Below are 22670 nucleotides of genomic sequence, written 5' to 3'. Positions count from 1 at the left end.
CTCCGCAGCGGATCACACGGAGCGCCTGAACGAGAGGGCTGATGGACCTGCCGCCTGAATATCGCCGTGACGTTCACCTGTCCCGTCGAACCTGCGGCGGCGGACAGTCCAGTCGTAGCCGCATGGTTCGAACGAGAACGTATGAGCGGTCCGTTTACCACCTACGCCCGCGCGGTGAGCGCGAAGCACGTGACCGCTACAGCCACGGAAAAGTGATCATGTTCGCTTTCGAGTCTGGGCCGAGCGCTTGGCGAGTCTCAGCATGTAGGCACGTTTTGCCAGCTCAGCCCTCTCTCGACGTTCCTCGGGGGGCAGGGTTCCGTCCGGGTCGACCTCGCGTTCGAATCTGGCGAGGAAGGCGTCTCGCGCCGGCTGAGTGCGCTTCTTCTTGTCACTCGTACGGCTCCACGATGTGAGAGCAGCGATCCGCTTGTCGATATTGGCCACGTTCACCTGGCTTTCTGGCCGTAGAGCCGCCGCATCAGGCGGCTACATTGGATTCTCTTGATCTGACCTCGATGTCCGGACGCGTACGCGCGCTCCAGTCCTTGATCAGCCGCGATGCGCAGGGCGAGTTGCGCCGACGTATTGGCGCATGCGGTTGGGGTCGGTGGTGAAGGGGGCGATGCGGACGACGTCGCCGGTGTGGGGTGCGTGGATCATGCGGCCGTCGCCGAGGTAGAGGGCGACGTGGTGGATGGTGGCGGGGTTGGCCGGGTTGTGGGCGAAGAACAGCAGGTCGCCGGGCTGGAGCCGGTGGCGGGGGATGTGCGGGCCGTCGTCGTACTGGGCGGCGGCCACCCGGTCGATGTGCACGCCGGCCTGGGCCCAGGCGTACTGGGTCAGCCCCGAGCAGTCGAAGCCCTTGATGTGGGCGCCGTGGGCGATGCCGTGGCTGGGGCCGTGGGTGCCGCCGCCGCCCCACGAGTACGGGGTCCCGAGCCGGCGCAGCGCCGCCTTCACGGCGAGGGCGCCGCGGCCGCTGGCGGTGGGCTGGGCGTACTGGGCGGCTTGGGCGAGGACTTGGCGGACGTAGGGGTGGGAGTGGTTGTAGTGCCAGAGCGCGCGTTCCAGGTGTGTTCCGCCCTTGCCGGCGTGGTTGGCGCATAGGTAGCGGGCGGCGCCGTGGATGGCGTCGATGGGGGTGTAGCGGTCGGCCTTCCCGTCGTGGTTGGCGTCGGCGCCGTAGGCGGCCCAGGTGGCGGACAGGAACTGCATGGGGCCGCCGGCTCCGGCGTGGTTCTCCCCGGACCGCACACCCAGAAGGGAGGAACGGCCGTGGTCGGATTCGATCTTGCCGATGGCGGCCAGCACGCTCCACGACAAGCCCGGGCAGGTGCGGGCGGCGGCCAGGTACCAGCGCAGGTAGTCCGGCGGGATGTCGCGGCGGGCTAACGCGGTGGGTGCGCCGTCGAACCCGGCGACCTGCGGGCCGCCGGGGCCGGTGGTGGCGAGGACGAGGAGCAGGAACGGCGCCGCGACCAGGGCGACGGCGCCATATGCGGCCGCCTTCACCGATCCGACCACCCGCCCTTGGCCGCGCGGGCGGAGACCGCCGTGCGGTGGGGAGCGCCGGGCGGTCCCTGCGGGTCCCGGCCCGAGGCCGGCGGCACCGGGCCGATCGTCCGTGGGGACGGCCGCGGGTCCGGTGCCGCGGCCCGTGGTGGCCGGGAGGCCCGGCCACCGTGGCGGCCTGCAAAGGCACAGAGCCGCCGACCCCGGACGTGGGATGACGGTCCCGACAGCCGGACGGGTGGAGTGGTCTGCGGCGGGGTGGACTGTGGGTCAGTCGGTGCGTTCGGCGTTGGTGTGGGCGCGGCGCTGGGCCCGGTAGCCCGCGCCCTTACGCGGTGGTGTGTGGTCATCTGCGGTGGTGCCCCCAGGGTGGTGTGGGTGGGGCTGCCGCAGCACCTGCAGGACCGCGGTCCAGGAGTAGCGGAAGTTCTTGCCCGCCTTCAGCGCCGGGATCTGCCCGGCGGCGGCCATCCGCCGCACCGTCTGCTGGGAGAGCCCCAGCCGGGCGGCGACCTCCTCGGTGGTGAGGATGTCCGGATCGCGGCCGGGCCTGCCGGGTTTGCCGGGCCGGTCGGGACGGTCGGGGTGGTCGGGCATGGCGGGTGCTCCTGGGTTCGCGGTCATGTCGTCTCGTCCTTTTCAGTGTGGTGGAGGTGCTGCGGCAGCGAGCGGTTGGGTTCTGTGGCTGCGTGTTGAAGTTGGTTGGCGCTACTTGCGCTCTGCAATATTGCCACGTAGCGTAGCCGTCGCGCTACTGACAGCGCAGGAATCGGGGGTACGTGCATGCGTCTTCTTCGACGACCTGCGGACAAGCCGCAGGTTCATCTGCCGGCCGAGAACGGCAGTCACAACACCGCCGCCCAGGACCTCCTGGTGATCGGAGCCCACGGCGGAGCGGGAACGTCCACGATCGCGGCGCTGATGCGTCCGGCCTGGGACATGGGCTCCCTCGGCCACCGGCTCGGCCACGGCCGGCCGCCTCTCCAGACCAAGGGGCGCCCGCTGGTGGTGGTCACCCGCAACACCGTGGCCGCCGCCCGGCACGCCACCAACGCGGTCACCGCACTGACCGACCAGGCCATTGCCATCGCCGCACTGGTGATCGTCGCCGACGGCGCCGGACCCGAACCCCGGGACGCCACCGCCCGCTACTCGCTGCTGGAGGGACGAGTCCGCGGGGTGGTGCGGGTGCCGTTCATCCCGGGACTGCGGCTGGTGGACGACGTGGCCCACCTCGACGAGGTGCCCGGGCGGGTTCAGGACGCGCTCACCACCATCTGGGAGCTGGCCTACAGCCGGCCCGGCAACTGATCGGGGGGTCATGCAGCCACTCGTGAACGACCTGAGCATGCGCCTGCTCGAACTGGCACAGCTGCCCCGGGCTCCGCTGGACCCGGACGGGCAAGGGAGCGGCGTCCAAGTGCCGGATCCGGCACCGAGCGCGCCGCCGGAGCTGAGCGAGCCGGTGAACGTGATCATCAGCTGGGGCAAGTGGGGCGTGCTGGTCTGCGGGGTCGCCGGCCTGCTGATCTGCGCCGGGCAGATGGCGATCGGGCGTAAGAACCGCAGCAGCTTCGCCGCCGACGGCGCCACCGGCGTCCCATGGGTGCTGGGCGGGCTCAGCCTGGTGGCCACCGCCGCGTCCATCGTCGAAATGTTCGTCGGGTGAGGCCACCGATGCGGACACTCAAGCCCAGGCGACGCCTGCCGGTCATCGCAGCAGTCGCGAGCGTGGCGCTCGGCACGGTCGTGTACGCGGTCGTGAAGCCGGACGACTGGCGTTCGGAGCCCGAGCCCACCGCCACCCGTCCGGAACGTTCTCCAGCGCCGAGCCTCGAGCCGGAGATCCGATGGGCCGACTACTCGGGGATGGCCTTGCCGGTCTCCCCCGCCGCCGGCCCGTTCCATGTCCGGGACAGACTGGCCAGTGGATTCGCCCGAACGCCGCAGGGGGCGCTGCTGGCAGCGGTGCACATCACCGTACGGTCGGCCGCGCAATGGGGCCCGAAGGTGTTCGAGCCGACCATCACCGAACAGGTGATCGGCCCGGAACAGACCGCCCTGCTGGCCGTAGCCCGCAGCGCGTACGAACGCCAGAGGGAAGCGGCGAACGTGAGCGAGGGCGATCCGCTCGGGCCGGGGCACGCGGTGATCGAGGCGTACCGCTGGCTGGCGTACTCACCAGACCTGGCCACGGTCGACATCGTCTCCGCCGGGCCTGGCCCGCACGGCACGACCGTCCGGGCGTCCACCCGGGTGCAGGTCAAGTGGGACAACGGCGACTGGCGGGTGCTGGCCCCTCCCGGCGGGGACTGGGCCAACTCCGCGATCCTCCTGGCCTCCACCACCGGCTACACGCCATTCCAGGGACGGAGGTGAACGCCCATGCCTGAACCGTGCTCGAGCACGACCACCAATCCCGACTGCGGCCAGCAAGGCCAGGAAGACGAAGGGCCCGGCTGGGGCTCTCCATTCGGAGATCTGCCGGACGCCGGAGACCTCGGGGCAGGCGCCCTGGACGGCATCGCCGACGCCATGCGCGAGGGACTGCGCTGGTTCCTGGAGAACACGATGACCTGGTGGGTCAAGCTCGACTCACCCGATCTCCAGCAGGAGCAGGCGGTCGGCCACTTACAGCACTACATGCTGCCGATCACCAGTGCCGTCGCAGTGCTGGCGGTACTCCTGGCAGCCGGAAAGATGGCCCTCACCCACAAGGCCAACCCACTGATCAACCTGGGCAGCGGGCTGGCGCTCATCGCGGCCACCGGCGCGCTCGGGGTCGTGCTGCCCAACCAGCTGCTGAAGTTCGGGGACGCCTGGACCGACTGGGTGATCCGCTCCGCCGCCGGTGACCATCTGGAGGAACGGCTCCCCACTCTGCTGGGGCTGGAAGGGCTGCCCGCAGCGCTCGTCGTGGTGTTCGGGCTGGTCGCCATCGTCGTCGCCGCCATCCAGGCGATCTTGATGATGTTCCGGCAGGGCGCGCTGATCATCCTCGCCGGGATGCTGCCGCTGGCCGCCGCGGGAACCCTCGCCGGAGCGACCAGGCCGTGGTTCAAGAAGGTCACCGGGTGGATGCTCGCGCTGATCTTCTACAAGCCCGCCGCCGCGGCCGTCTACGCCGCCATGTTCACCCTCGTGGGGACAGGCAAAGACGTGCAGGCCGTGCTCACCGGGCTGACCATGATGCTGGTCTCGCTGGTGGCGTTCCCCGTCCTGTTGAAGTTCTTCACCTGGACGACCGGAGCGACCGAGACCGGTGGCGGCGGCGGTCTCATGGGCTCCCTGATCGGCGGCGCCACGGCAGTGGGCGCACTGCGCGGCTCCTACGGGCGCTCCGCCAGTGAACAGGCGAGCTTCATCAGCGAGCAACTCGGCTCCCAGGATCAGAACGCAGGAGCGCCACCGGGTGCCCGGTCACAGCCTGGCCGACCTGAGTTCCCTTCAGAAGGCCAAGGACTCCAGGCGTCTCGGCAGGGCGACGGACGGCCACCCGGCGCCGGCCCAGGGCAGAGCCGCCTGTTCGGTGACGAGAGCACCGCGTCCGGTCGCGTGAGCGGCGCTGATCCGGAGGAGTCCATGGGGCCGGTCGCCTGGCAGACCATCCGCAACGAACAACGACGAGGCCGCGACACGCTCCGCTGGCTGGCTCATCCCACCGGCGCGACCGACGCCGGCGGTGACGAAGGAGGTAACGGCGATGCCGGGTGAGATCCGCACCTATGGGGGCTGGCGTCGGCGGCGCGGAATCGGGCTGCTGGGGCTGGGCACCACGGCGACGTTCGTGATGCTCGCCGTGGCGGTGGCGGTCATCGTGACCAGCACGGTCCGCCCCGGATTACTCCTGTACGTCGGCCCGCCGCTCTTGGTCGCGGGAGTGCTCGGGCTCATCCGGGTGCAGGGTGTGCCGTTGGCGGTGGTGGTGCTGGCGCGGCTGCGCTGGTGGTGGGGGTCCTGGCGCGGCCACACCCGCTACCGGGCCGGTGTCGTGGTCGATCATCCGCGGGCGTTCCAGCTGCCGGGGGTGCTGGCGCCGCTGACGTTGCTGTCGGCCGAGGACGGGTACGGCGGCCGGTACGGGATCGTGTGGGACCGGCGGACCGGGCTGCTGACCGCGACGCTGCGGGTGGTGCCCTCGTCGCTGTGGCTGGCCGACCGTGCCGACGCCGACACCTGGGTCGCCTGCTGGGGGAACTGGCTGGCCTCCCTCGGCCGCCAGCGCGCCGTCCGCCACGTCACGGTCACCGTCGACACCGCCCCCGAGCCCGGCTCCACCCTCGCTGACGCGGTGAGCGCCTGGGTCGATCCCGCCTCTCCGGAGCCGGCGCGGCGGATCATCACCCAGGTCGTCGACGCCGCCCCGGCAGCGGCGGCCGACGTGGACACCCGCGTGTCGGTGACGTTCGATCCCAAGGCCTCACCCTCGGCGCCCAAGGATCTGCTGGATGCGGTCGCCGAACTGGGTCGTCTTCTGGAGGGCCTGGCCTCGCGGCTGAGCCTGTGCGGGGTGACCGTGGTCGGGCGGGCCACCGCCGCCGAGATCGCCGGGGCGATCCGCACCGCGTTCGATCCGGCCGCTCGCGGCGAGGTCAACCGGCTGCTGTCCCGCCCCGGCTCGGAAGAGGCGCTGACGTGGGCGGACGCGGGCCCGGTCCACGCCGTTGAGCACGCCGACCGGTACGTGCACGACAGCGGGATCAGCGTCTCGTGGGCCTGGCACGAAGCACCCCGCCAGACCGTGCACTCCAACGTCCTGGCCCGCCTCGTCGGCCCGGGCCCCTACCCCAAGCGGGTCACCCTGCAATACCGGGTACTGCCCGCCGCCCAGGCGACCAAGGTGCTGGAACTGGAGGTCAACGCGGCCTCGTTCCGCAGCGCGTTCCGCCGTAAGACCGGCCGGGACGAGACCGCCCGGGACGCCTACGACACCGCGCGTGCTCGTCAGGCCGCTGCCGAGGAGGCGATGGGCGCCGGGGTCTGCTTGGTGTCGATGTACGCCACCGTCACGGTCACCGACGAGACCGAGCTGCGCCGCGCCGTGGCGCACACCGAATCCGCCGCCGAATCCTCCAAGATCCGGCTCCGCCGCCTGTGGGGCAGCCAGGCCGTCGGGTTCGCCACCACCCTGCCCTGCGGCATCTGCCCACCCGAGCTGGCCCACCGCTGGCACGCCTGATCTCCGGTTCCCAGAAAGGCCTCACCCACGCCCCAACCAGGCAGCGCAAGTCCCAAGGCATCAGCACTCAGACAAGAAGGGCCCGCCCGGGGAGGCGTACATCCATCAGGTCTGGCGTAGCCGCGCCCTACCGAGAGCTGGCAAGGCAGCGCGTGTGACCTATGGCCACGGGCATCGAAGCGATCAGGAAAGGTAATCGGCTCCCGCAAAGGCTCGAACAAGCACTTGGCGTCGCCCGGCACCGTCACCGATGCCCATGCCGCAGGCGCCACTCCTCTCGGCTGTAACGGCAGCACACAACGACCAACCACCGAAGAAGGGCCATCCGCAGCTGACGATGGCCGTCCACTCCACCAGCCCAGCTCCGTGAACGAAGCAACCGATCACATCTCCGCAACACCACTGATCCCGGAGGCTCAACCTTTGTCCTTGCACCAGCGACCAACCCCGATCGCCCACCCTGGCGGCATCGAGGCCACGGCCATGGCCGAGCCGTTGGCTCCCGCTTGGGGGTGGCGGCTCCCGCATGGCGGGCGGGCCGTGCATGTGGAGGCGGCGCCGGAGTTTCAGGCGACGACGATGCAGGTGTGCGGGTTGTTCCCGTTCATGGCCGGGTCCGGCTCGCCCGCCCTCGGCACGCCGGTGGGCCGGCATCAGCTGCACGGTGATGTGGTGTGCCTGGATCCGCTGGCCTGGTTGCGGGGCGGGCTGGTCACCAATCCGGGGATGTTCGTGCTCGGCCAGCCCGGCACCGGCAAGTCCACCCTGGTCAAACGCCTCATCACCGGAGCCGTCGCCGCCGGGCAGACCGCGCTCATTCTCGGGGACACCAAACCGGACTACACCCGGCTGGTCGAGCATCTGGGCGGTCAGGTCATCCGGGTCGGCCGCGGCGCCGATCGCATCAATCCGCTGGACGCCGGGCCGCTGGCGGCGGCGATGCGGCATCTGTCCGGCGGTGATGCGGAGGTGTTGCGGTGGGAGGTCCGCTCCCGCCGCCTGACCCTGCTGCTGGCGCTGTGCACGCTGGTCCGGGAGGCGCGGATCAGCAACGCCGAGGAGGTCATCCTCGGCCGCGCCATCGACCTGCTCGATGAACGACTCCCGCGCGAGCCCACGGTCCCCGACGTCCTGCGCGTCCTGGAGGAGGGGCCGGACGAGCTGCGCTCCGCCGCCCGCGCGGACACCGCCGACCGCTACCGCGAACGCGTCAGCGACCTCCTCTTCACTCTCGCGTTGTTGTGCACCGGGTCGTTGGCCGGGGTGTTCGACGCGCCCACCACCCGCCCGATCGACCTGAACGCCCCGGCGGTGAGCGTGGACATCTCGCGGGTGCGGGCGGCGGGGGACACGCTGCTGACCGCGGCGATGCTGTGCACGTGGGCGTATGCGTTCGCGATGGTGGACGCCGCCGCCACCCTCGCCGACCTCCGCCTCGGCCCCCGCCGTTCTTACCTGGGGGTGATGGACGAGCTGTGGCGCGCTTTGCGCGGGGCGCCCGGGCTGGTCGAGCACGCCGATGCGCTCACGCGGTTGAACCGGGCCAAGGGGATGGCCTCGATCATGATCACTCATTCGCTCGCCGATCTGGACGCCCTGCCCACCGAGGAGGACCGGGCCAAGGCCCGCGGGTTCGCCGAGCGTTCGGCGATCACCGTGCTGGCCGGGCTGCCGCCCCGGGAGCTGGACCGGGTGCACCAGGTCACGCCGTTGACCGGGCCGGAGCAGCAGATGGTGGCGTCCTGGTCGGCGCCGGACTCCTGGCAGCCCGGTGCCCGGCATCCGGGACGCGGCAAGTACCTGATCAAGACCGGGGAACGCCTCGGCATCCCGGTCGAACTCTCCCTGGTCGGCGCCGAGAAGGACCTGTACGACACCGACCAGGCCATCCGCACCGGGAGCCGCCCGTGAGGCGGGCGTTGGGTCCGCGGCCGTCGATGTGGCACAGCAGCGCCGCCGGCGGCTGGCTGGTGCTGCTGCTGTGCTGGGGACCGGTGCTGTGCTTCGCGCTCGTGTGGGTCGCCGCCCGGGCGGCCGCCGCGGTGGCCGGTGGCCGGGTGAGGGGGTTCGGCAGCGACTTCATCGCCGCCGTGCTGCACGGCCGGTTCGAGCAGGCCTGGCCCGGCACGCCCACGCCGCTGGTCGTCATAGTCCTCGTGGCCGGTGGCCTCGGCATTGTGGTGGCCGGTAACCACCTGTGGTGGCGGGTCGAGCAGCGTCGTTCCGTACCGGGTGATCCGGTGCAGGCGATGGCCGGCGGCCCTGGGCTGGAGGGGCTGCACCGCCGTCAGGTCGCCGCCAAGGCCGTCGAGCTGCGCCGGTCGCTTCGGCTGGAGAGGCCGGAACGGCTGGAGGCGGGGGAGATCGGGCTGCTGCTCGGCCACGAGCTGCGGCGCTCCCGTAAGACGGGTCCGGCGCTGTACGCCTCCTGGGAGGACACCCTGGTGGCGTTCATGGCCCCACGGTCGGGCAAGACGACCGCGTTGTCGATCCCGTACGTGCTGTCGGCCCCGGGCGGGGTGATCGCCACCAGCAACAAGGCCGACCTGTGGGCCGCCACCGCCCGGCTACGAGCCGAGGCCGGCGGCCGGGTGTGGCTGTTCGACCCGCAGAAGATCACCTACCAGCCCCAGGCCTGGTGGTGGAACCCGCTGGCCGCCCTGGGCACGGTGGAGGACGCGCATCGGCTGGCCGGGCACTTCGTGCTGACCGTCGACGACCCGAACAAGAAGGACCTGTGGGGGCCGGCCGCCCAAGACCTGCTGTGCGCGCTGTTCCTGGCCGCCGCCACCTCCGGCCGCACCCTGCACCACGTCGCCGGCTGGCTGGACGAACCCGCCGTCCCCACCCCGATCGAACTGCTGCGGCACGCCGGGTTCGCGCTGATGGCCTCGTCGTTGAAAGGCACCCAGAACGGCGCCACCGAGACCCGCGACGGCATCTACCAGACCGCCCGCACCGCCGCCAAATGCCTGCGCGACCAGGACATCCTCGCCTGGGTCACCCCACACGACGACCTACCGGCCCTCGACCCGGCGAAGTTCGTCCGCCCCGGCCCCGGGGAGCCGGGCGGGACGCTGTACCTGCTGTCCAAGTCCCGGTCCGCGGCGGCCCCGCTGATCGCGGCGCTGACCGACACGGTGATGCGCGCCGCCGAACACCAGGCCGAACAATCCGGCGGACGGCTGGACCCGCCGCTGGTGGTGGTGCTGGACGAGGCGGCCAACATCTGCCGGATCGCCGACCTGCCCGAGCTGTACTCCCACCTCGGTTCGCGCGGCATCGTCCCGGTGACGATCCTGCAGTCCTACGAACAGGGCATCACCGTGTGGGGCGAGCCGGGGATGGCCGCCCTGTGGGGTGCGGCCACCCGCAAGCTCATCGGCGCCGGCACCGACTCCCCCCGCCTCGCCAAAGATCTGGCCACCCTCATCGGCCAGCACGACGTCCCGGTCCGCTCCCTCACCTACGCGGATGGGCGGGCCTCGGAGCAGATCTCGCTGCGCCGCCAGGACATCCTCGAACCCGCCGCCATCCGCGCCCTCCCGCCCGGCACCGCCCTGCTGCTGGCCACCGGCGGCACACCCGCCCTGCTCAACCTCCACCCCTGGTACACCACCCCCCACGCCACACAGATCAGCCAGGCCATCGGCGCCGCCGAGGCCGCCATCACCCAAGCCGCCCGCGCCCACTTCACCCCCAGCAGCCCGAACAAAGCCCTCTGACCCACACGCTCATTCAGGCACAACGCATCCACTCACACGCGCCCCACGGCGCCCGAACCAGCAAGGGAGTCCGCCATCAGCAGCCATCTCAAGGAGTACGTCCATGACCACGCCACCGACCGAACCCAAGCCCACCGCCACGCTGCCCGACTCGTACTTCCCTGACGTCGTCACCTGGGTGAACCAGCACTTCGTGCCGATGTATCGGCGCACGCTGGGTGGGGAGTTCCGCTGGTGCGCCCAGTGGTGGCGGCACGCCGAGGCCATCTCCCGCTTCACCGCCCTGTGGCACGCCTGGGAGGCCATGCGCCTGCAACCGGCCACCGGCATCGGCCTGTGGTACCGCGACCACCTCGACCACCAACTCCCGGTGCTGCTCGGCCCGCGTGGCCCCTTCTACCAGTGCACCGAGACCGAACACCTCGAACCCCACCAGGCCACCGTCACCCCCATGCCACCCGGCTACTGGGAACACGGCCCACCGGTTCTCGACGAGGTCTGAGCCACCACGTCCAGCCTGCAGCGGTGACCAGTCGGCACTGCTCCAGCTCAGCCATCCGACCGTCGGCGTGGTGACCACCGTCCCTCGCCCGGCCACGCCTTGAACCGTTCTCACACCCGAACCACTGGAGGTCATGCATGCCGCAGTCGTTCAACCACGACCGAATCACCACCACCGAAGCCACCCTCACCCGCCACGCCGACGCAGCAGAACCGACCACACCCACCACCCGGACGGTGCAACTACGTGACCTGCTGGTCGACCTGATGCACTACGCCGACGCCCACACCATCGACTTCGACCTGCTGCTGGAGGCCGCCCACCGCACCTACCACCGCGAAGCCAGCCAGACCTTCACCCCGGACGGCACCGCCCCTTCCGCCGCCGTCGCCCAGCAGATCATCGGCCTGCTCGCCCAAGACGTCACCGCCGCCGTCCGCGACCTCAACCTCGCCATCACCGGCACCGACGCCCGCCCGGGCCTGGCCGACCCGTACACCGCCCAGCGGGTCCTGGACGAGCTGGCCCGCACCGTCCGCCACCTGGCGCGCGCCTTTCCACAGATCTCAGCGGGGCTGAAAGCCGAGCACGCCGCAGGCAGACTCACCGACATCCACCACGATCCCGACCAGGCCGTCGAGCTGGCCGCCCTCTACCTGGACGTCGCCAAGGGCACCGCCACGTCCCTCGCCGGCGCCCTCACCCGCGCCCACCAGGCCATCACCGGCATGAAGACCACCCCACCCGACCAGCCCACCCCGGTCCAGCTCGCCGGCCGCGACTTCCCCACCGGCAAACCCGACCTGTCCGCGGCCGCCAAGCCCTCACAAGCACCGAGCCGACCCGCCCCAGACGTTCCCAATCCCCGCAACGCCCCCAACCCCTGACAAGACCTTCCGCCACCTCGCAACCACCACAGCCGAGCAAATCCGAGGAACGCACCATGCATCTGACCCGCGATATCCGGAACAACCTTCGCCGTCAGCAACCATTACCTCAGCGGCTCATCGCCACCTACCGGGGCTTCGAGGCGATCGAGCATTCCATCCGAGGCCTTGCGATACTCGCCCGGGAACATTCACCGCTCACCTACAAGAGCATCTTCTGCCCCTGCGTGCTGGCCCGCGCAGAACTCACCAGAGCGCCCTCGTTCCCGTGGCCGATCACTGTGCCGTCACCACGGCCCGCGGTGGCCCTGGCCGACGATCGGACCGCGCTGCGGGAACTCGCCCATCTGGCCGAGGACATCCTCCTAGCGCTCGTCGAGGCCTCCGCCCAGGCCACCGAGGTCGCCGACCACCGGGCGTGTACCGCGGGAGCCATCAACGCCTGCCTCATCCAGCAGGCCCTTCACCACACGGCAGACGCTCTCGCCGATCAGGAACCCCACCCCGGCTGACCGGCCACCACGAGGTGGCCCGAACCCAGCCACACCCCGTTCACCCAGCAACACCCACAACCAGGAGCAGATCAGATGCCCACCAACAGCACATCCTCAGAGTCGGCCTTCACCGAGGTGCTGGCCGAGATCTACCGACGGCTCGTCCAGCTCGAACGGACCATCGGCGCCCTCGCGGACGCAACCGAGGACGCCTTCATCTCCTGGGGCTTCCCGCAGGCAGACGCCGCCAACGCCCGCGACGCCCTGCGAATGGCCTCCTCCCTCACCGACACGGCGCTCGTGCCGCCGGACACCGATCCCATCGCGGACGCCACCGCCGACTCCCTTGCCGACCTCACCCGAGACCTGCACCGGGAGCTGATCACCGCGTCGGAGAAGGCCTCTGACGCTGTCGACAAGCTCGCCTGCCTGACCGCCGCCCTGCACACCGGGCGCCTGCTCGAGAGCCTGAGGTGAGCCCGTTGGCAACGTTCGGAGAACTCTTCACCACCGCAGACGGCCACCTCGCCCAAGCCGCCACCGTCCTGGACCGCCCCGAGGCCGAGCGCCAGCTCCATCACCCGGCCACCGTGGACGAACTGGCCCGTCTGACCGGGATCCTCGCCCGCTACGGCGATCGCATCACCGAAGGCTTCGGCCTTCCCTCAAGCGACACCGAGGCGGTACGGGCCGCGGCCCGAAGCTTCACCCGGGACCTCCACCAGGCCCGCCGCATCCTCGGAGAACCTGAGTGGCGAGAGCCGAACGGCCCGGACCTGGCGTGGACGTTACGAGCCGCCTCCACCACCCTCGGCTGCGGCCTGGACCTCCTCACCTCCCACACCACACCAGCCCAGACCCAGCCTCCGACCGCCAACGCCACCGTAATCACCAGCCCGGAGGCATCGGCAGCCCTGCTGCACCGGCTGGGCCACCATGCTCGAACCGTCGCCCACCTGGCCGAACGCAGCACCCCACACGCTCGGCAGGCCACCCACCCGCTCCTGGAGGCGGCCACCCGCACCGCCCACCTTCACCCTGCCAAGGCTCTGGCCCTGGAGGGCATGCGGCTACGCCAAACCGGGCAACGCATCCCACCCATCACCGGAGAGAACACCACCCAGTTGCTGCACGGGATCCACGTCAGCGCCCAGCGGCTGCGGAACCTCGACACCCTGGCCGGCACCACCACCTGGCGCTACCTGGCCACCGCCGCCGCCATCACCTGCCGCCTGAGCAGCCACCTCACCGGCGTCATCACCCGCCGCCTCCGCGACCTCGGCCACCCCAACCAGGCCCTCCAATTCGTCCCGGCGGGCCACGACATCCGCACCCTCGGCCGCAAATGGCAGGCCATCGCCCGCGAATGGACCACCCTCACCGAGACACGCACCACCCCGGGAAACGCCCCGGTCGCCGTGGACGCCAGCGACCTGATCATCCGCCTGGGCCGCCTCATCTACACCGATCCCGCCTGGACACCCGGCCCCAAAGGACGCAACGAAGTGATCCCGCCGGAGCACCTCGTCTCGGATGTGACACAGGCGGCCCGGCTTGGGCTGGCGGTCCTGCGGTCGGTCGAGGCCTGCACCGTCCTGGCCGCCGCCCACCACACCGCCGTCACCGACGCCACCAAGATCGCCCTGATGCGCCGCAAGCTCCCCCGCTACGCCGGCCACCGCATCCCCGCCGCCGGGCGCACCATCCGCGCCCGCTACGACAACACCCACCAACACGGCCAGAAGACGACCACCACCATCGGCAAGGCCCTGCTCGCGATCACACCCGACCGCTCACCACTGGCGGCCGAGACAGCCCTCATCCTCCACCGAGCCACCGCACCCACCAGCCACGAATCACCCGCCGCTCTGGCCGCCCAGTCCTTCCCGACCGTCATCACACAAGCCCTACAAGCACTCAACAAACACGCCACAACCGATTCGCCGCCCACGAACAACCCGTCACAAGGACCTCGCAGGACAAGGTAAGACGACCCACGTGTCCCCTCCCGGAGGGAGGAGCCCCTGCGCGTTCAACCTGATTAGCTTGACAGGAGATCTCATCGGGCAGGTGTCGCCGATGAAGGGCTGGCAGGAGCACGATCGCGCAGCTGGGCTCCTCTCCGACCCCGCAGATCGCGGTGTGGGTCAGGCCATGGTCATCCGGTCGAGGTCGGGCGGTCGGTGATGGTTTCGATGAGGACGCCGGCGGCGAGCTTGAGGGGAGCGGTAAGGGCGGCCAGGTCGGTGACGATGCCGGTGGGTGGTCCGGTCGGGGTGAGGGCGGCGCGGCGGGTCAGGTCGGTGAGGGCTGCGGCGCGGTCGGGAGTGAGCGTGGCGCGGCAAGACGGGGTGGCGAGGGCGTCGCGGGCGGCGTAGGCGTCGGCGACTTGCAGTGTTTCGTCGGTAAGCCGTTCCCAGAATGGGGCGGTCACGCCCGGGTCGACGCCGAGGTCATCTGCAATCTGGGCGAGGCGGATGCGGAACAGGACGGTGGAACGGTTGTCACCGTCGCCCTGGTTGGGGGCGTATCCGGTGCTCATGGTGGCGGTGAGCGTGGACACCAGCCGGGCGAGGTGGGTGTGGTGGGGACGGTCGGCGTGGGCGTCCAGGAGGGCGCGTAGTGCGGTGTTGACGGGGTCGTCTCGGTCGGCGGGGTGAGGGTTGTCGAGGAGGGCGAGGGCGCGGTCGTGGTCCCCGTTGAGGATGAGGGCGATGACGCGGGTCTGGCGGGCTTCGCGGAGCCGCTCGGGAGCGGGGTCGTGGAGGGCTGCGTGGGCGACGGCTCTGGTCCAGTCGCCGGTGGCGGCCAGGGCGCGGGTGCCGTCTTGGGCGAGGACGTCCTGGTACCAGGCGCGAATGCGGGCGGCGTTGTCTGGGGTTGTGAGGCCGTCGAGGGTGATGGTGGTGTCGTGGAGCAGAAGGCTGCCGCCGTGGTCGAGGGCGTACCCGAGGTCGGTGAGGGCCTGGTACATGCGCTCGGGCCGGCGGGCGCGGCCGTGGAGGCGGGCGAGGTTGATCAGGGGCTGAAGGGCGGCGATCGCGGTCCGGCCGGGCATGGGCCATCCGGGGAGGAGGATCTCGTACTGCTGCCAGGACAGGTCAGCAGCCAGACCGGGCAGACCGCTGTCGGAGGCGATGAGCGCGGCGAGGTTCCAGGCGCTGCAGGCATGGTCGATGCGTTCGTCGGGGTCGGTGGCTGCGGCTGCGGCGTCGGCGTGGTCGCGGACAGCCTGGATCCGGTCTGGGAGCGGTGGGCAGGTCAGGCGCGGGCGTGGGATGAGCGGGAAGTGGCGCAGCGCCCGGTCGATGCGCGCGGCCGAGGCTGGGCGTGAGGAGGCCGGTCGCCGGGTCGCCATCTGCGGGGTGGGGCCGAGGATGGCGGCGCGAGCGGCGTGGGCGAGGAGGCTCTGCTGGCGGGTGTTCAGGCCGGCTCGGTTCCAGTGAAAGATCACGTGGTAGGCGAGGATCTCCCTGAGGCCACGCTCCAGAAGACCGTTGCGAGCGAGGCGGGCCAGGGCTTTTCCACAGGTGTGGAAGGCCTCGGCCCAGGGTGTGGCGGCAGCGAGAGGGCCGGCCGGTCCGAACGCCGCGCCGGCCGGACGGGTGTCGGTGCGCAGGAGCGTGGTCACCGTGGCGGTGAGCCTGTCGAGGCTTTCGCGCGGGATGTCGGCGGGGAAGGGCCGGTCGTGCGCGACCTTCGCCCAGACGTCGCCGATCTCGTACGGTTCCAGGCCGGCGCCGTGCATCAGCGCTCCGCACAGCAGCATCGAAAGCTCGCGCCGTCCCAACGTCAGGCCGGGGACGGGATGGAGGATGGCGTGGCTGTCGGCGGTGAACAGGGCGTGGGCGGCGGCCATGCCGTCCGGGCCGCCGAACGCGGTGGTCTCGGGCTCGTACCGGCCGGTCCACCACCGTTCCAGCACTCCCTCCTTCACGAGCTGGTCGAGGGTGTCCGGGACGGGGCCGTGCGAGGGTGCGTCGGGATGTGGGGCGGGGCGGAGGCGGAGCCGCCAGGTGGGGTGTTTGCGGATGAACCACCATGCGCCGTTGGGGTCGACGGCGTCGTCCAGGAGCGGGGCGAGCCGGGCGGCGGCGGTGTGTTCGGCGGTCTGCCAGTCGGTGAATTGCAGGTGGATCTGCCACCACGTTTGGTCTTGTCCCGCAGCGCTGAGGCGTTCCGGGACGGCGTCGGTTCCGGTGGCCGGGTCGGTCAGGTGAGAAGCAGGCATGCATCCCATCCGGAGGCGGGTGGTGGGTCGGAGACGTGGCGGCGGAGGGTGTGGAGGGCGAGGAGGGTTCCGGCGTCGCCGTCGAGGAATCCGGGTCCGTGTTCGTGGGGAAGGGCCGCAAGGCGGGTGAGGCGGTCGGCCAGCTGAGGGAGATGAGCGGCGAGCGTGGGGATTGCGGCGTCACGGGCGGCGTGCCAGGCGGTCTGGTAGAGGCCGGCGGCGCCGTGGCACAGGCCGGGATCGGTGATGAGGTTCTGCTGGGCGGGATCGGCGAGGCACGCGGCGAGCGCGGTCTCGTAGGCGTGCTGGGCGGTGGTGTTCGTGGTGGCGAGGGCGGCGAGCTGTCCGGCGCGGGCGATGCCGGGGGTGCCGTAGCACCAGCTGGGCCGTCCCGGCCCGGTCTGGGACGGCCGGGCGTTGGCGTGGTCGGCGCGGCTGATCCATTGCGGCCACCAGGGGCCGTGCGGGCCGTCCTGCCGCCAGTCGTCGAGGAAGGCGAGGATGGCGGCGATCGCCTCGTCGTGGCCGTCGACGGTGAGTCCGTTCCTGGCGGTGAGGGCGAGCAGGGCGAGCGGTCCGGTGATGCCGTGGGCCATGCCGAGGTTGGCGTGCCCGCCGGGGAACTCAGCCGACCGGCGCCGGTGAGGGTCGTGGCCGACCCACCAGCCCGGCAGCCATACCCCGTCCACCCGGACCGGGCGGGTGAGGGCGACCAGGGCGGTCAGGAGGTGCTCCAGGGCGCCTCCGCCGGGGTCGAGCCGCAGCAGCAGCGCGCCGAGCCCGGTGAGGCCGAAGAACACGTCGTACTCGCGGAACTCCGTCGGTCGGCCCGCGATGATGCGGGCGTGGGCGTCGGTGGCACGCTGGTGAACGAGGTCGGCGAGCGGCCGGGCGATGTCGGCGAGCCCGCCCCGATAGCGACCGCCGGTGGCGTGCAGGAGGAACGCGATCGCCGGCAGACCTTGGAACAGGCCGGTGTTGGGGCTGGCGCTGACCTGCCCGGCGCATGCCTGCACGATCCAGGCGTGCGCGGCGGGCCACGAACAGGCGCCCTGGTGGGCGCGTTCGACGTGGGCGAGCGCGATCCCGGCGGCCCCTCGCGTGAGGGAATGCGCCGCCCACGGCTCGTTCTCGGGCGGCGGCCCGAGGGCGGGGAGGCGTTCCAGGCACGCCGCGACGACGGCCTCAACCATGGTGGGGGTCGTCATCGGTGCGCCTGGTGAACGTGGCGGAGTGCGCAGGTACGGGCGAGCCGCAAAGTGGTCTGTTCACCGTCGACCCCTTGGGCGCGGCGGTGGTGGCCGCGCAGCAGCACCGGCAGCACCGTCATCGGGTCCCGCTCGGCCTCCAGTTCGGTCCGGTAGGCGTGCAGGGCGTCGGCGCGTCGTTGCCACGCGGTGATCAGCTCGCCGCCACCGGGCAGTCCCCTCAGGCCTGTGGTGGGGTCGGTGAGGCGCAGGGCGTGGTCGCGCAGCGCGGGGTCGAGCCGTCCGTGCCGCTGGGGCAGGTTGTCCACCAGATGCCGCGCGCCTTCGTCGCGGGAACGGGCGAGGGCGGCGGCCAGGTCGACCATGCTCGCGGCCGTCACCGCAGTGGCAGGGATCCCGGTTCGGGCGGACAGGGCGATCTGGGCGAGGGCTGCTGTGGTGTCGGCGGCGAACACCGCGTGGGCGGCGTCCAGGGCGGGTCCGTGCCCGTACTGGCCGCATTGGGGGTGGAAGGTGTCGAGGGTGAGCGAGGCCGCCAGGTTCTGACGGGCGAGGTCGGCGGTCCAGGCCGCCAGGCGGGCGGCCGCATCGCCGTAGCCCTCAGGAGAGGGGAGGCGAAGGTAGAGGTCGAGACTGGGAGCGGTGTCGGGGCGGCGAAGGTCGTGATGGCGCAGGAACCACCACCGTGGTGCCTCGCCGAAGCCGGACAGGAGCCGCGGCACGTGGCCGGTGAGGATCTCGTCCCACCGAGCCGGGTGCGCCAGCAGCCGCGCGAACACCACCGTCGATCTGCCGGGCGGCTCAGCGCCCCGATGCGGGGCGGCGTTCGTCCGGGCTGCGGGCACCGTCCAGGCGGGCGGGACTGGAGAGGGCGGGGTCAGGCGGAGAGGGAGGAGGAGTTCGTGGGCGCGGCCGATCCAGCCGTGCTCGGCGACGTCCTCGCGGAGTTCGAGCCGGGGCGCGCGGCTCAGGCGGGTGCGCAGCAGGTGGCGGTGCAGCGGCTGGGCGAGGTCGAGGCAAAGCCGCCGGTCGTGGTCGACGATCGCGACCCGGGCGGGGACGTTCCAGCGGCGCCGCCACGCGGCGAACGCCTCCTCCCAGTCTTTCTGCGCCGAACGGGGACCGGGAAGGGCGGTGGCGGGCAGGAGCCACCGGGCTGAAGCGAGGATCGTGCGCCGGTAGCGGACGCGCGGCAGGTAGGGCATCCGGTCGGCGGCACCGAAGTGGAAGGCGGTGTAGAACGCGCCGCGGGCGGTGCCGATCTCCGACAGGAAACGGGCGAGCGGTGGGATGTGGGTGGTGGCCTCCAGCGCGTGAGCGACCCGGATCTCGACGCGCCGCCCGGTCGGCTGGTGAAGCAAGTGGAACCGATCGGGCTCGGCGACCACCGCAAGCTCGTCCACCGTCACCACCCGCACCTCAGTTCCGGCGCGGTCTTCGGTGGGGTGCTCGGCGAGGGGAAGAACGTGGTCCAGCAGCGGGTGCGCCGCAGCGAGGGGTGCGTTGCGGCGCCGGCGCGGCGGAAACGACAGCTGAACGGCGATCGCTCCCGGGGCCGTGGTGGTGAAGGTCGCGGCCAGGTCGGCGCGGGCGGCCTCGGGGAGATGGTGGGCGTGGCGGCCGGCCATGCTGCTGCCGGGCCGGGGAGTACCGGTCACCAGCAAGGTGAAACGGCCGCGGTCGATCGCCGCCGCCGATGGGGCGAGGACCTGGACACCGATCTCGACGCGTTCGGGCCAGGACACAGCGGCGTCACGGTCGTCGGCCAGCTCCTCCACGAGCGCGTCGGTCAGCACCAGCTCCCCGCCCTCGGCGACGGCTTCCTGAACGAGGGCGAGGAGTTTCTCGTCCCGGGCGGTGAACAGCCTGGGGGCGCGTCCCCATCCGGAGCCGAGGTATCCGGCCGGGAAGCCCAGTCCGCCGTCCCCGATCAGGTCCAGGACCGGTACCGGCAGACCGGTGCCGTATCGGGCGAGGAACCGGCCGTGGTAGTCGCGCCAGGCCGGGGTGCCGAACGGGTAGGGCGACAGGCGGCACAGCACGGCTGCCGCCCTGGCCGCCTCCGCCCCCACCTGTTCGGGCAGGCCGATGTCCGCGTCCAGAACGGTGTCCACCACCAGCGGCACCCGTCCGGCGGTCGTGTTCTCGCCGAGAGGACCGGTCGCATGGTCGGGTTCGGCGGGCGGCCGGGCGGTGGCCAGGTCGCGGTGCAGCGCACAGAGCGTCTCGGTGAGGTCGGCGAGGCCGGAGATGTCCCAGGCGGCGACGTCACGGAGGATCCCGCACACGTGGCCGAGCGCATCCGGGGAGGTCATCGGCGGGTGCAGGCTGCTGATCAACAGGTTCTGCTCGATGAGCCCGGCGAGGATGCCGTTGATCTGGTCGGGAGTCGCGGCAGGGAACGCGCTGGTGAGGATCTTGGCGAGGTCCCCAACCCGTACAGGGGTCCGGGCGGCGTCCAGCGCGGTGCGAACGGGCCGGGTGGCACGCACCGAAACCTCCACCGGCGCGAGCTCCGCGTCCACGTCGCCGCCTGGGCTGGGGGAAGGGCCGGGGGCGATGAACCGGTCCCCGCGGACGGTGATGGCGGTGTTGGTGACGACGGTGAGGCGTTCCAGCAACTGCGGACAGGCGTGGAGACGGGTGATGGTCTCCGCCAGCCAGGCCGGATCGACCTGGCGGACGACCTGGTGGCCGTCACCCCACCGGACGGCGGTCACCGGAGCGGAGCGGACGGTGCCGACGCCGACGAACAGGCCGAACGGGGTGGCGCGGTGCCGCCAGCGCAGCAGGTAGGAGGCGGTCGCAGTGATCAGGCGGCGCAGCCGCCGCTCGTCGATGTCAGCCGGTCGGGTGAGGTCCAAGGCGTCGAGTGCGGCGAGCAGATCCGGGCTCGCCACGCGCAGCGCCGTCCGCAGCTGCGGGTGTTGCCGTACGCCGGTGAGCCAGGCGGCGCCGCGGCGGGTCATGCCGGGGTCGGCCGGATCGAGGTCGGCGGGTGGGGCGAGGTCTGCCGGGGCCGTGCCGGCGCGGAGCAGGCCGATGCCGGGCCACTGGTAGGTCGGACGCGAAGCGGGCATGGGGATGTCCTCCACAGCCGACCGGGCCGGGGCGGCCCGGGACCTCGCGGTGCCCGACCGCCCCGACCCCGGGGAATCAGGCCAGGGCGTTCATCGAGGAGTTGCAGGAGCTGGCGCTTCCGGCGCAGGTGTTGCCGCAGCCGTCGTCGGTGGGGCAGTCGGCCTGCCCGACCGGTGCCAGCGTCACCAGCACTCGCACGTCCAGGTCGAACTCGTCCGCGCCGAACTGCTCCGACCCGGCGAGCGGGAGGGCGGGCCGTTCAGCGAGCGCGAGGCCGCCGGAGGACTGATCGTCGTGCGTCACGAGGGGCTCTCCTTCAGGTCGAACGGGATGAGGCGTCCTGACCGGCATCGGTTGCGGCCGTCTGCGGCCAGGAGATCAGGACCCGGACATGCCGCTTGTCGATGACGCGGCCGTCGGGAATCAGGGCGTCGGCGGTGCCGGCCGGATAGATCCGGTAGCAGGGGCCGGGTCCGCCGCGGTGGTCGCGGCCCCACACCCGCAGCTGCTCGGCCACTCGCTCGGCCAGCTCACGCGCCCGGGGCCCATAGGCGTGGACACCGAACTCGCTGGACTTGTCGGCCTGTGCGGAGGGGCGGGTGAGGATGTAAGCGAGGTCGGGGCCGTCGACGACGGCCATCGCCATCGTCCGCGTACCCGGCAGCGACACCACGCCGCTGTCCTTGTCGCGGTCGAGCGTCAGCCAGCAAAAGCCCGGCTGGGTGGTGGCCATCCACATCTGCACGGTGTCGAGCAGCTCGAAGTTGCCGATCACCGCGCCGCTCCACACCTCGACCCGTTCGGTGTCGAACACGCCGTCCAGCAGGCCGGGCTCCAAGACGGTGGTGTGGTCATCGTCGTCGAACCGCAGCGTCACCTCGCCGTCGCGCAGCACGACGAGCTTGGCCTGGTGACTGCCGGATCCCTGCATCGGCACGAACCCGAACAGCTTCGCCCCGACGCTTTGCAGCCCGCCCGTCGCGGGGTCCTTGGCGAAGGCGATGGTGCGGGTCAGGCCGCGCATCCGCAGCGGCACCACCAGCAGCCCGTCGTCGGTGAGCTGCTCGATCCAGGCCGGGGGGATGTCCCAGCTGCCGACGGTGACCAGGATCCGGTCGTACGGAGCGCCGTCCGGGACACCGGCCTCGGCGTCGGCGAGCACGACCTCCACCCGGGAGGAGTATCCGGCCGCATCCAGCAGGCGGCCGGCCCGGTCGGTCACCCACGGGTCGATGTCCACGGTCGTCACCCGTCCGTCCGGGCCGACGAGTTCGGCGATCAGCGCCGCGTTGTAGCCGCCCGACCCGATCTCCAGCACGTTCATGCCCGGCTCGATCCGGGCCTCGGTGAGCATGTAGGACTGGACGTGCATGTCCGACACCGAGCTGAGGGCGTTGCCGTGCTCGTCGCGCTTGGTCACGACCGCCCGGTAGGGATCCCACGCGGTCGCCAGGTCGGCCTCGGGGATGAACACGTGCCGCGGCACCGCGCGGAACGCGGCCTCGACTTCCTTGGAGGCGATCGTTCCCGCCGAGCGCAGCTCCGCGATGGCGGCCTCACGTAGTTCGTCGATGCCGGTGTGGTCGGTGGTCATACCAGTCACGGAAAAAGTCCTCGCCGTTGGTGAGCGGTGATGGTGCCCGCCGCACGTCCGTCCGCGGATGGTGGGAGATCTTCGGGCCGGCTCTGTCACCCGAGGCTTCGCGGGCGGGCATCGGCAGCCTTCCACGACGAGCCGTCCTCCTCCGGGAAGGACGCGACGGCGATCGCCTGCTCCTACGGGCGACCCCGCCGAACGAGCGCCTGCCAGAGCCATCGCGGGAGTTCACGGGGAAAGAACTACGTCCG

General features: G+C 71.6%; 19 protein-coding genes. 12 read left to right on the top strand and 7 right to left on the bottom strand.

What is annotated here, in order from left to right; genetic code table 11:
* Positions 1-552 precede the first annotated feature (552 nt).
* Positions 553-1515 (bottom strand): C40 family peptidase, encoded by a 963-nt coding sequence (locus HNR21_RS35100; protein ID WP_182704791.1) that lies wholly within the window; start codon positions 1513-1515, stop codon positions 553-555.
* A 270-nt stretch (positions 1516-1785) separates the two neighbouring features.
* On the bottom strand, positions 1786-2139 hold the full coding sequence (locus HNR21_RS08710) for a helix-turn-helix domain-containing protein (RefSeq protein ID WP_182704790.1): 354 nt from the start codon (positions 2137-2139) through the stop codon (positions 1786-1788).
* A gap of 159 nt (positions 2140-2298) precedes the next feature.
* Here HNR21_RS08710 and HNR21_RS08705 point away from each other — a divergent pair, with 159 nt between their 5' ends.
* From HNR21_RS08705 to HNR21_RS08650, 12 genes are all read left to right on the top strand, one after another.
* Positions 2299-2826: a hypothetical protein gene (locus HNR21_RS08705; protein ID WP_182704789.1), complete on the top strand. Its 528-nt coding sequence runs from the start codon at positions 2299-2301 to the stop codon at positions 2824-2826.
* Positions 2827-2848: 22 nt separating this feature from the next.
* Positions 2849-3184, top strand: a complete 336-nt coding sequence (locus HNR21_RS08700; RefSeq protein WP_220500093.1) for a hypothetical protein — start codon at positions 2849-2851, stop codon at positions 3182-3184.
* Between the two features lie 8 nt (positions 3185-3192).
* The gene (locus tag HNR21_RS08695; protein ID WP_182704788.1) at positions 3193-3894 is read left to right on the top strand and encodes a DUF8175 domain-containg protein; all 702 of its coding nucleotides are present in this window, start codon (positions 3193-3195) and stop codon (positions 3892-3894) included.
* A gap of 6 nt (positions 3895-3900) precedes the next feature.
* A complete protein-coding gene (locus tag HNR21_RS08690) occupies positions 3901-5229 on the top strand; it encodes a TrbL/VirB6 family protein (protein WP_182704787.1) in 1329 nt (442 codons plus the stop codon).
* A complete protein-coding gene (locus HNR21_RS08685) occupies positions 5219-6694 on the top strand; it encodes an SCO6880 family protein (RefSeq protein ID WP_182704786.1) in 1476 nt (491 codons plus the stop codon). Before HNR21_RS08690 ends, HNR21_RS08685 begins: the two co-directional genes overlap by 11 nt.
* Before the next feature lie 429 nt (positions 6695-7123).
* Entirely contained in the window at positions 7124-8605 is a 1482-nt protein-coding gene (locus tag HNR21_RS08680) for a putative type IV secretion/conjugal transfer ATPase (protein ID WP_246442034.1), read from the top strand.
* Entirely contained in the window at positions 8602-10419 is a 1818-nt protein-coding gene (locus HNR21_RS08675) for a type IV secretory system conjugative DNA transfer family protein (protein WP_220500092.1), read from the top strand. Before HNR21_RS08680 ends, HNR21_RS08675 begins: the two co-directional genes overlap by 4 nt.
* A gap of 103 nt (positions 10420-10522) precedes the next feature.
* Positions 10523-10921 (top strand): DUF4913 domain-containing protein, encoded by a 399-nt coding sequence (locus HNR21_RS08670; protein ID WP_182704784.1) that lies wholly within the window; start codon positions 10523-10525, stop codon positions 10919-10921.
* 137 nt (positions 10922-11058) lie between these two features.
* On the top strand, positions 11059-11808 hold the full coding sequence (locus HNR21_RS08665) for a hypothetical protein (protein WP_182704783.1): 750 nt from the start codon (positions 11059-11061) through the stop codon (positions 11806-11808).
* A gap of 56 nt (positions 11809-11864) precedes the next feature.
* Entirely contained in the window at positions 11865-12320 is a 456-nt protein-coding gene (locus tag HNR21_RS08660; RefSeq protein ID WP_182704782.1) for a hypothetical protein, read from the top strand.
* Positions 12321-12395: 75 nt separating this feature from the next.
* On the top strand, positions 12396-12779 hold the full coding sequence (locus HNR21_RS08655; protein ID WP_182704781.1) for a hypothetical protein: 384 nt from the start codon (positions 12396-12398) through the stop codon (positions 12777-12779).
* Between the two features lie 5 nt (positions 12780-12784).
* Complete coding sequence (locus HNR21_RS08650) at positions 12785-14290, top strand: hypothetical protein (RefSeq protein ID WP_182704780.1); 1506 nt, start codon at positions 12785-12787, stop codon at positions 14288-14290.
* Positions 14291-14460: 170 nt separating this feature from the next.
* Here the strand turns inward: HNR21_RS08650 and HNR21_RS34625 are convergent, their stop codons facing one another.
* The 5 genes from HNR21_RS34625 to fxlM form a co-directional block, all read right to left on the bottom strand.
* Complete coding sequence (locus HNR21_RS34625) at positions 14461-16533, bottom strand: thiopeptide-type bacteriocin biosynthesis protein (protein ID WP_220500091.1); 2073 nt, start codon at positions 16531-16533, stop codon at positions 14461-14463.
* Entirely contained in the window at positions 16515-17741 is a 1227-nt protein-coding gene (locus HNR21_RS08640; protein ID WP_246442030.1) for a lanthionine synthetase C family protein, read from the bottom strand. The genes HNR21_RS34625 and HNR21_RS08640 overlap by 19 nt, the downstream gene beginning before the upstream one ends.
* On the bottom strand, positions 17738-20821 hold the full coding sequence (locus tag HNR21_RS08635; RefSeq protein ID WP_182704779.1) for a lantibiotic dehydratase: 3084 nt from the start codon (positions 20819-20821) through the stop codon (positions 17738-17740). Before HNR21_RS08635 ends, HNR21_RS08640 begins: the two co-directional genes overlap by 4 nt.
* 76 nt (positions 20822-20897) lie before the next feature.
* Positions 20898-21125, bottom strand: a complete 228-nt coding sequence (locus HNR21_RS08630) for an FxLD family lanthipeptide (protein WP_312880925.1) — start codon at positions 21123-21125, stop codon at positions 20898-20900.
* Positions 21126-21138: 13 nt separating this feature from the next.
* Complete coding sequence (gene fxlM / locus HNR21_RS08625) at positions 21139-22416, bottom strand: methyltransferase, FxLD system (RefSeq protein WP_182708543.1); 1278 nt, start codon at positions 22414-22416, stop codon at positions 21139-21141.
* Positions 22417-22670: the final 254 nt, after the last annotated feature.

Origin of the sequence: Thermomonospora cellulosilytica, from assembly GCF_014138835.1 — a bacterium.
Classification (GTDB): domain Bacteria; phylum Actinomycetota; class Actinomycetes; order Streptosporangiales; family Streptosporangiaceae; genus Thermomonospora; species Thermomonospora amylolytica.
Note: the sequence above shows the minus strand (reverse complement) of the source record. Positions and strands in the feature narration are given on the sequence as shown.

Bases quoted from the DNA above. Each gene is read 5' to 3' on its own strand.
- HNR21_RS08710 (WP_182704790.1), bottom strand. From the start codon at position 2,139: ATGACCGCGAACCCAGGAGCACCCGCCATGCCCGACCACCCCGACCGT.
- HNR21_RS08705 (WP_182704789.1), top strand. From the start codon at position 2,299: ATGCGTCTTCTTCGACGACCTGCGGACAAGCCGCAGGTTCATCTGCCG.
- HNR21_RS08695 (WP_182704788.1), top strand. From the start codon at position 3,193: ATGCGGACACTCAAGCCCAGGCGACGCCTGCCGGTCATCGCAGCAGTC.
- HNR21_RS08690 (WP_182704787.1), top strand. From the start codon at position 3,901: ATGCCTGAACCGTGCTCGAGCACGACCACCAATCCCGACTGCGGCCAG.
- HNR21_RS08685 (WP_182704786.1), top strand. From the start codon at position 5,219: ATGCCGGGTGAGATCCGCACCTATGGGGGCTGGCGTCGGCGGCGCGGA.
- HNR21_RS08670 (WP_182704784.1), top strand. From the start codon at position 10,523: ATGACCACGCCACCGACCGAACCCAAGCCCACCGCCACGCTGCCCGAC.
- HNR21_RS08665 (WP_182704783.1), top strand. From the start codon at position 11,059: ATGCCGCAGTCGTTCAACCACGACCGAATCACCACCACCGAAGCCACC.
- HNR21_RS08660 (WP_182704782.1), top strand. From the start codon at position 11,865: ATGCATCTGACCCGCGATATCCGGAACAACCTTCGCCGTCAGCAACCA.
- HNR21_RS08655 (WP_182704781.1), top strand. From the start codon at position 12,396: ATGCCCACCAACAGCACATCCTCAGAGTCGGCCTTCACCGAGGTGCTG.
- HNR21_RS34625 (WP_220500091.1), bottom strand. From the start codon at position 16,533: ATGCCTGCTTCTCACCTGACCGACCCGGCCACCGGAACCGACGCCGTC.
- HNR21_RS08640 (WP_246442030.1), bottom strand. From the start codon at position 17,741: ATGACGACCCCCACCATGGTTGAGGCCGTCGTCGCGGCGTGCCTGGAA.
- HNR21_RS08635 (WP_182704779.1), bottom strand. From the start codon at position 20,821: ATGCCCGCTTCGCGTCCGACCTACCAGTGGCCCGGCATCGGCCTGCTC.
- fxlM (WP_182708543.1), bottom strand. From the start codon at position 22,416: ATGACCACCGACCACACCGGCATCGACGAACTACGTGAGGCCGCCATC.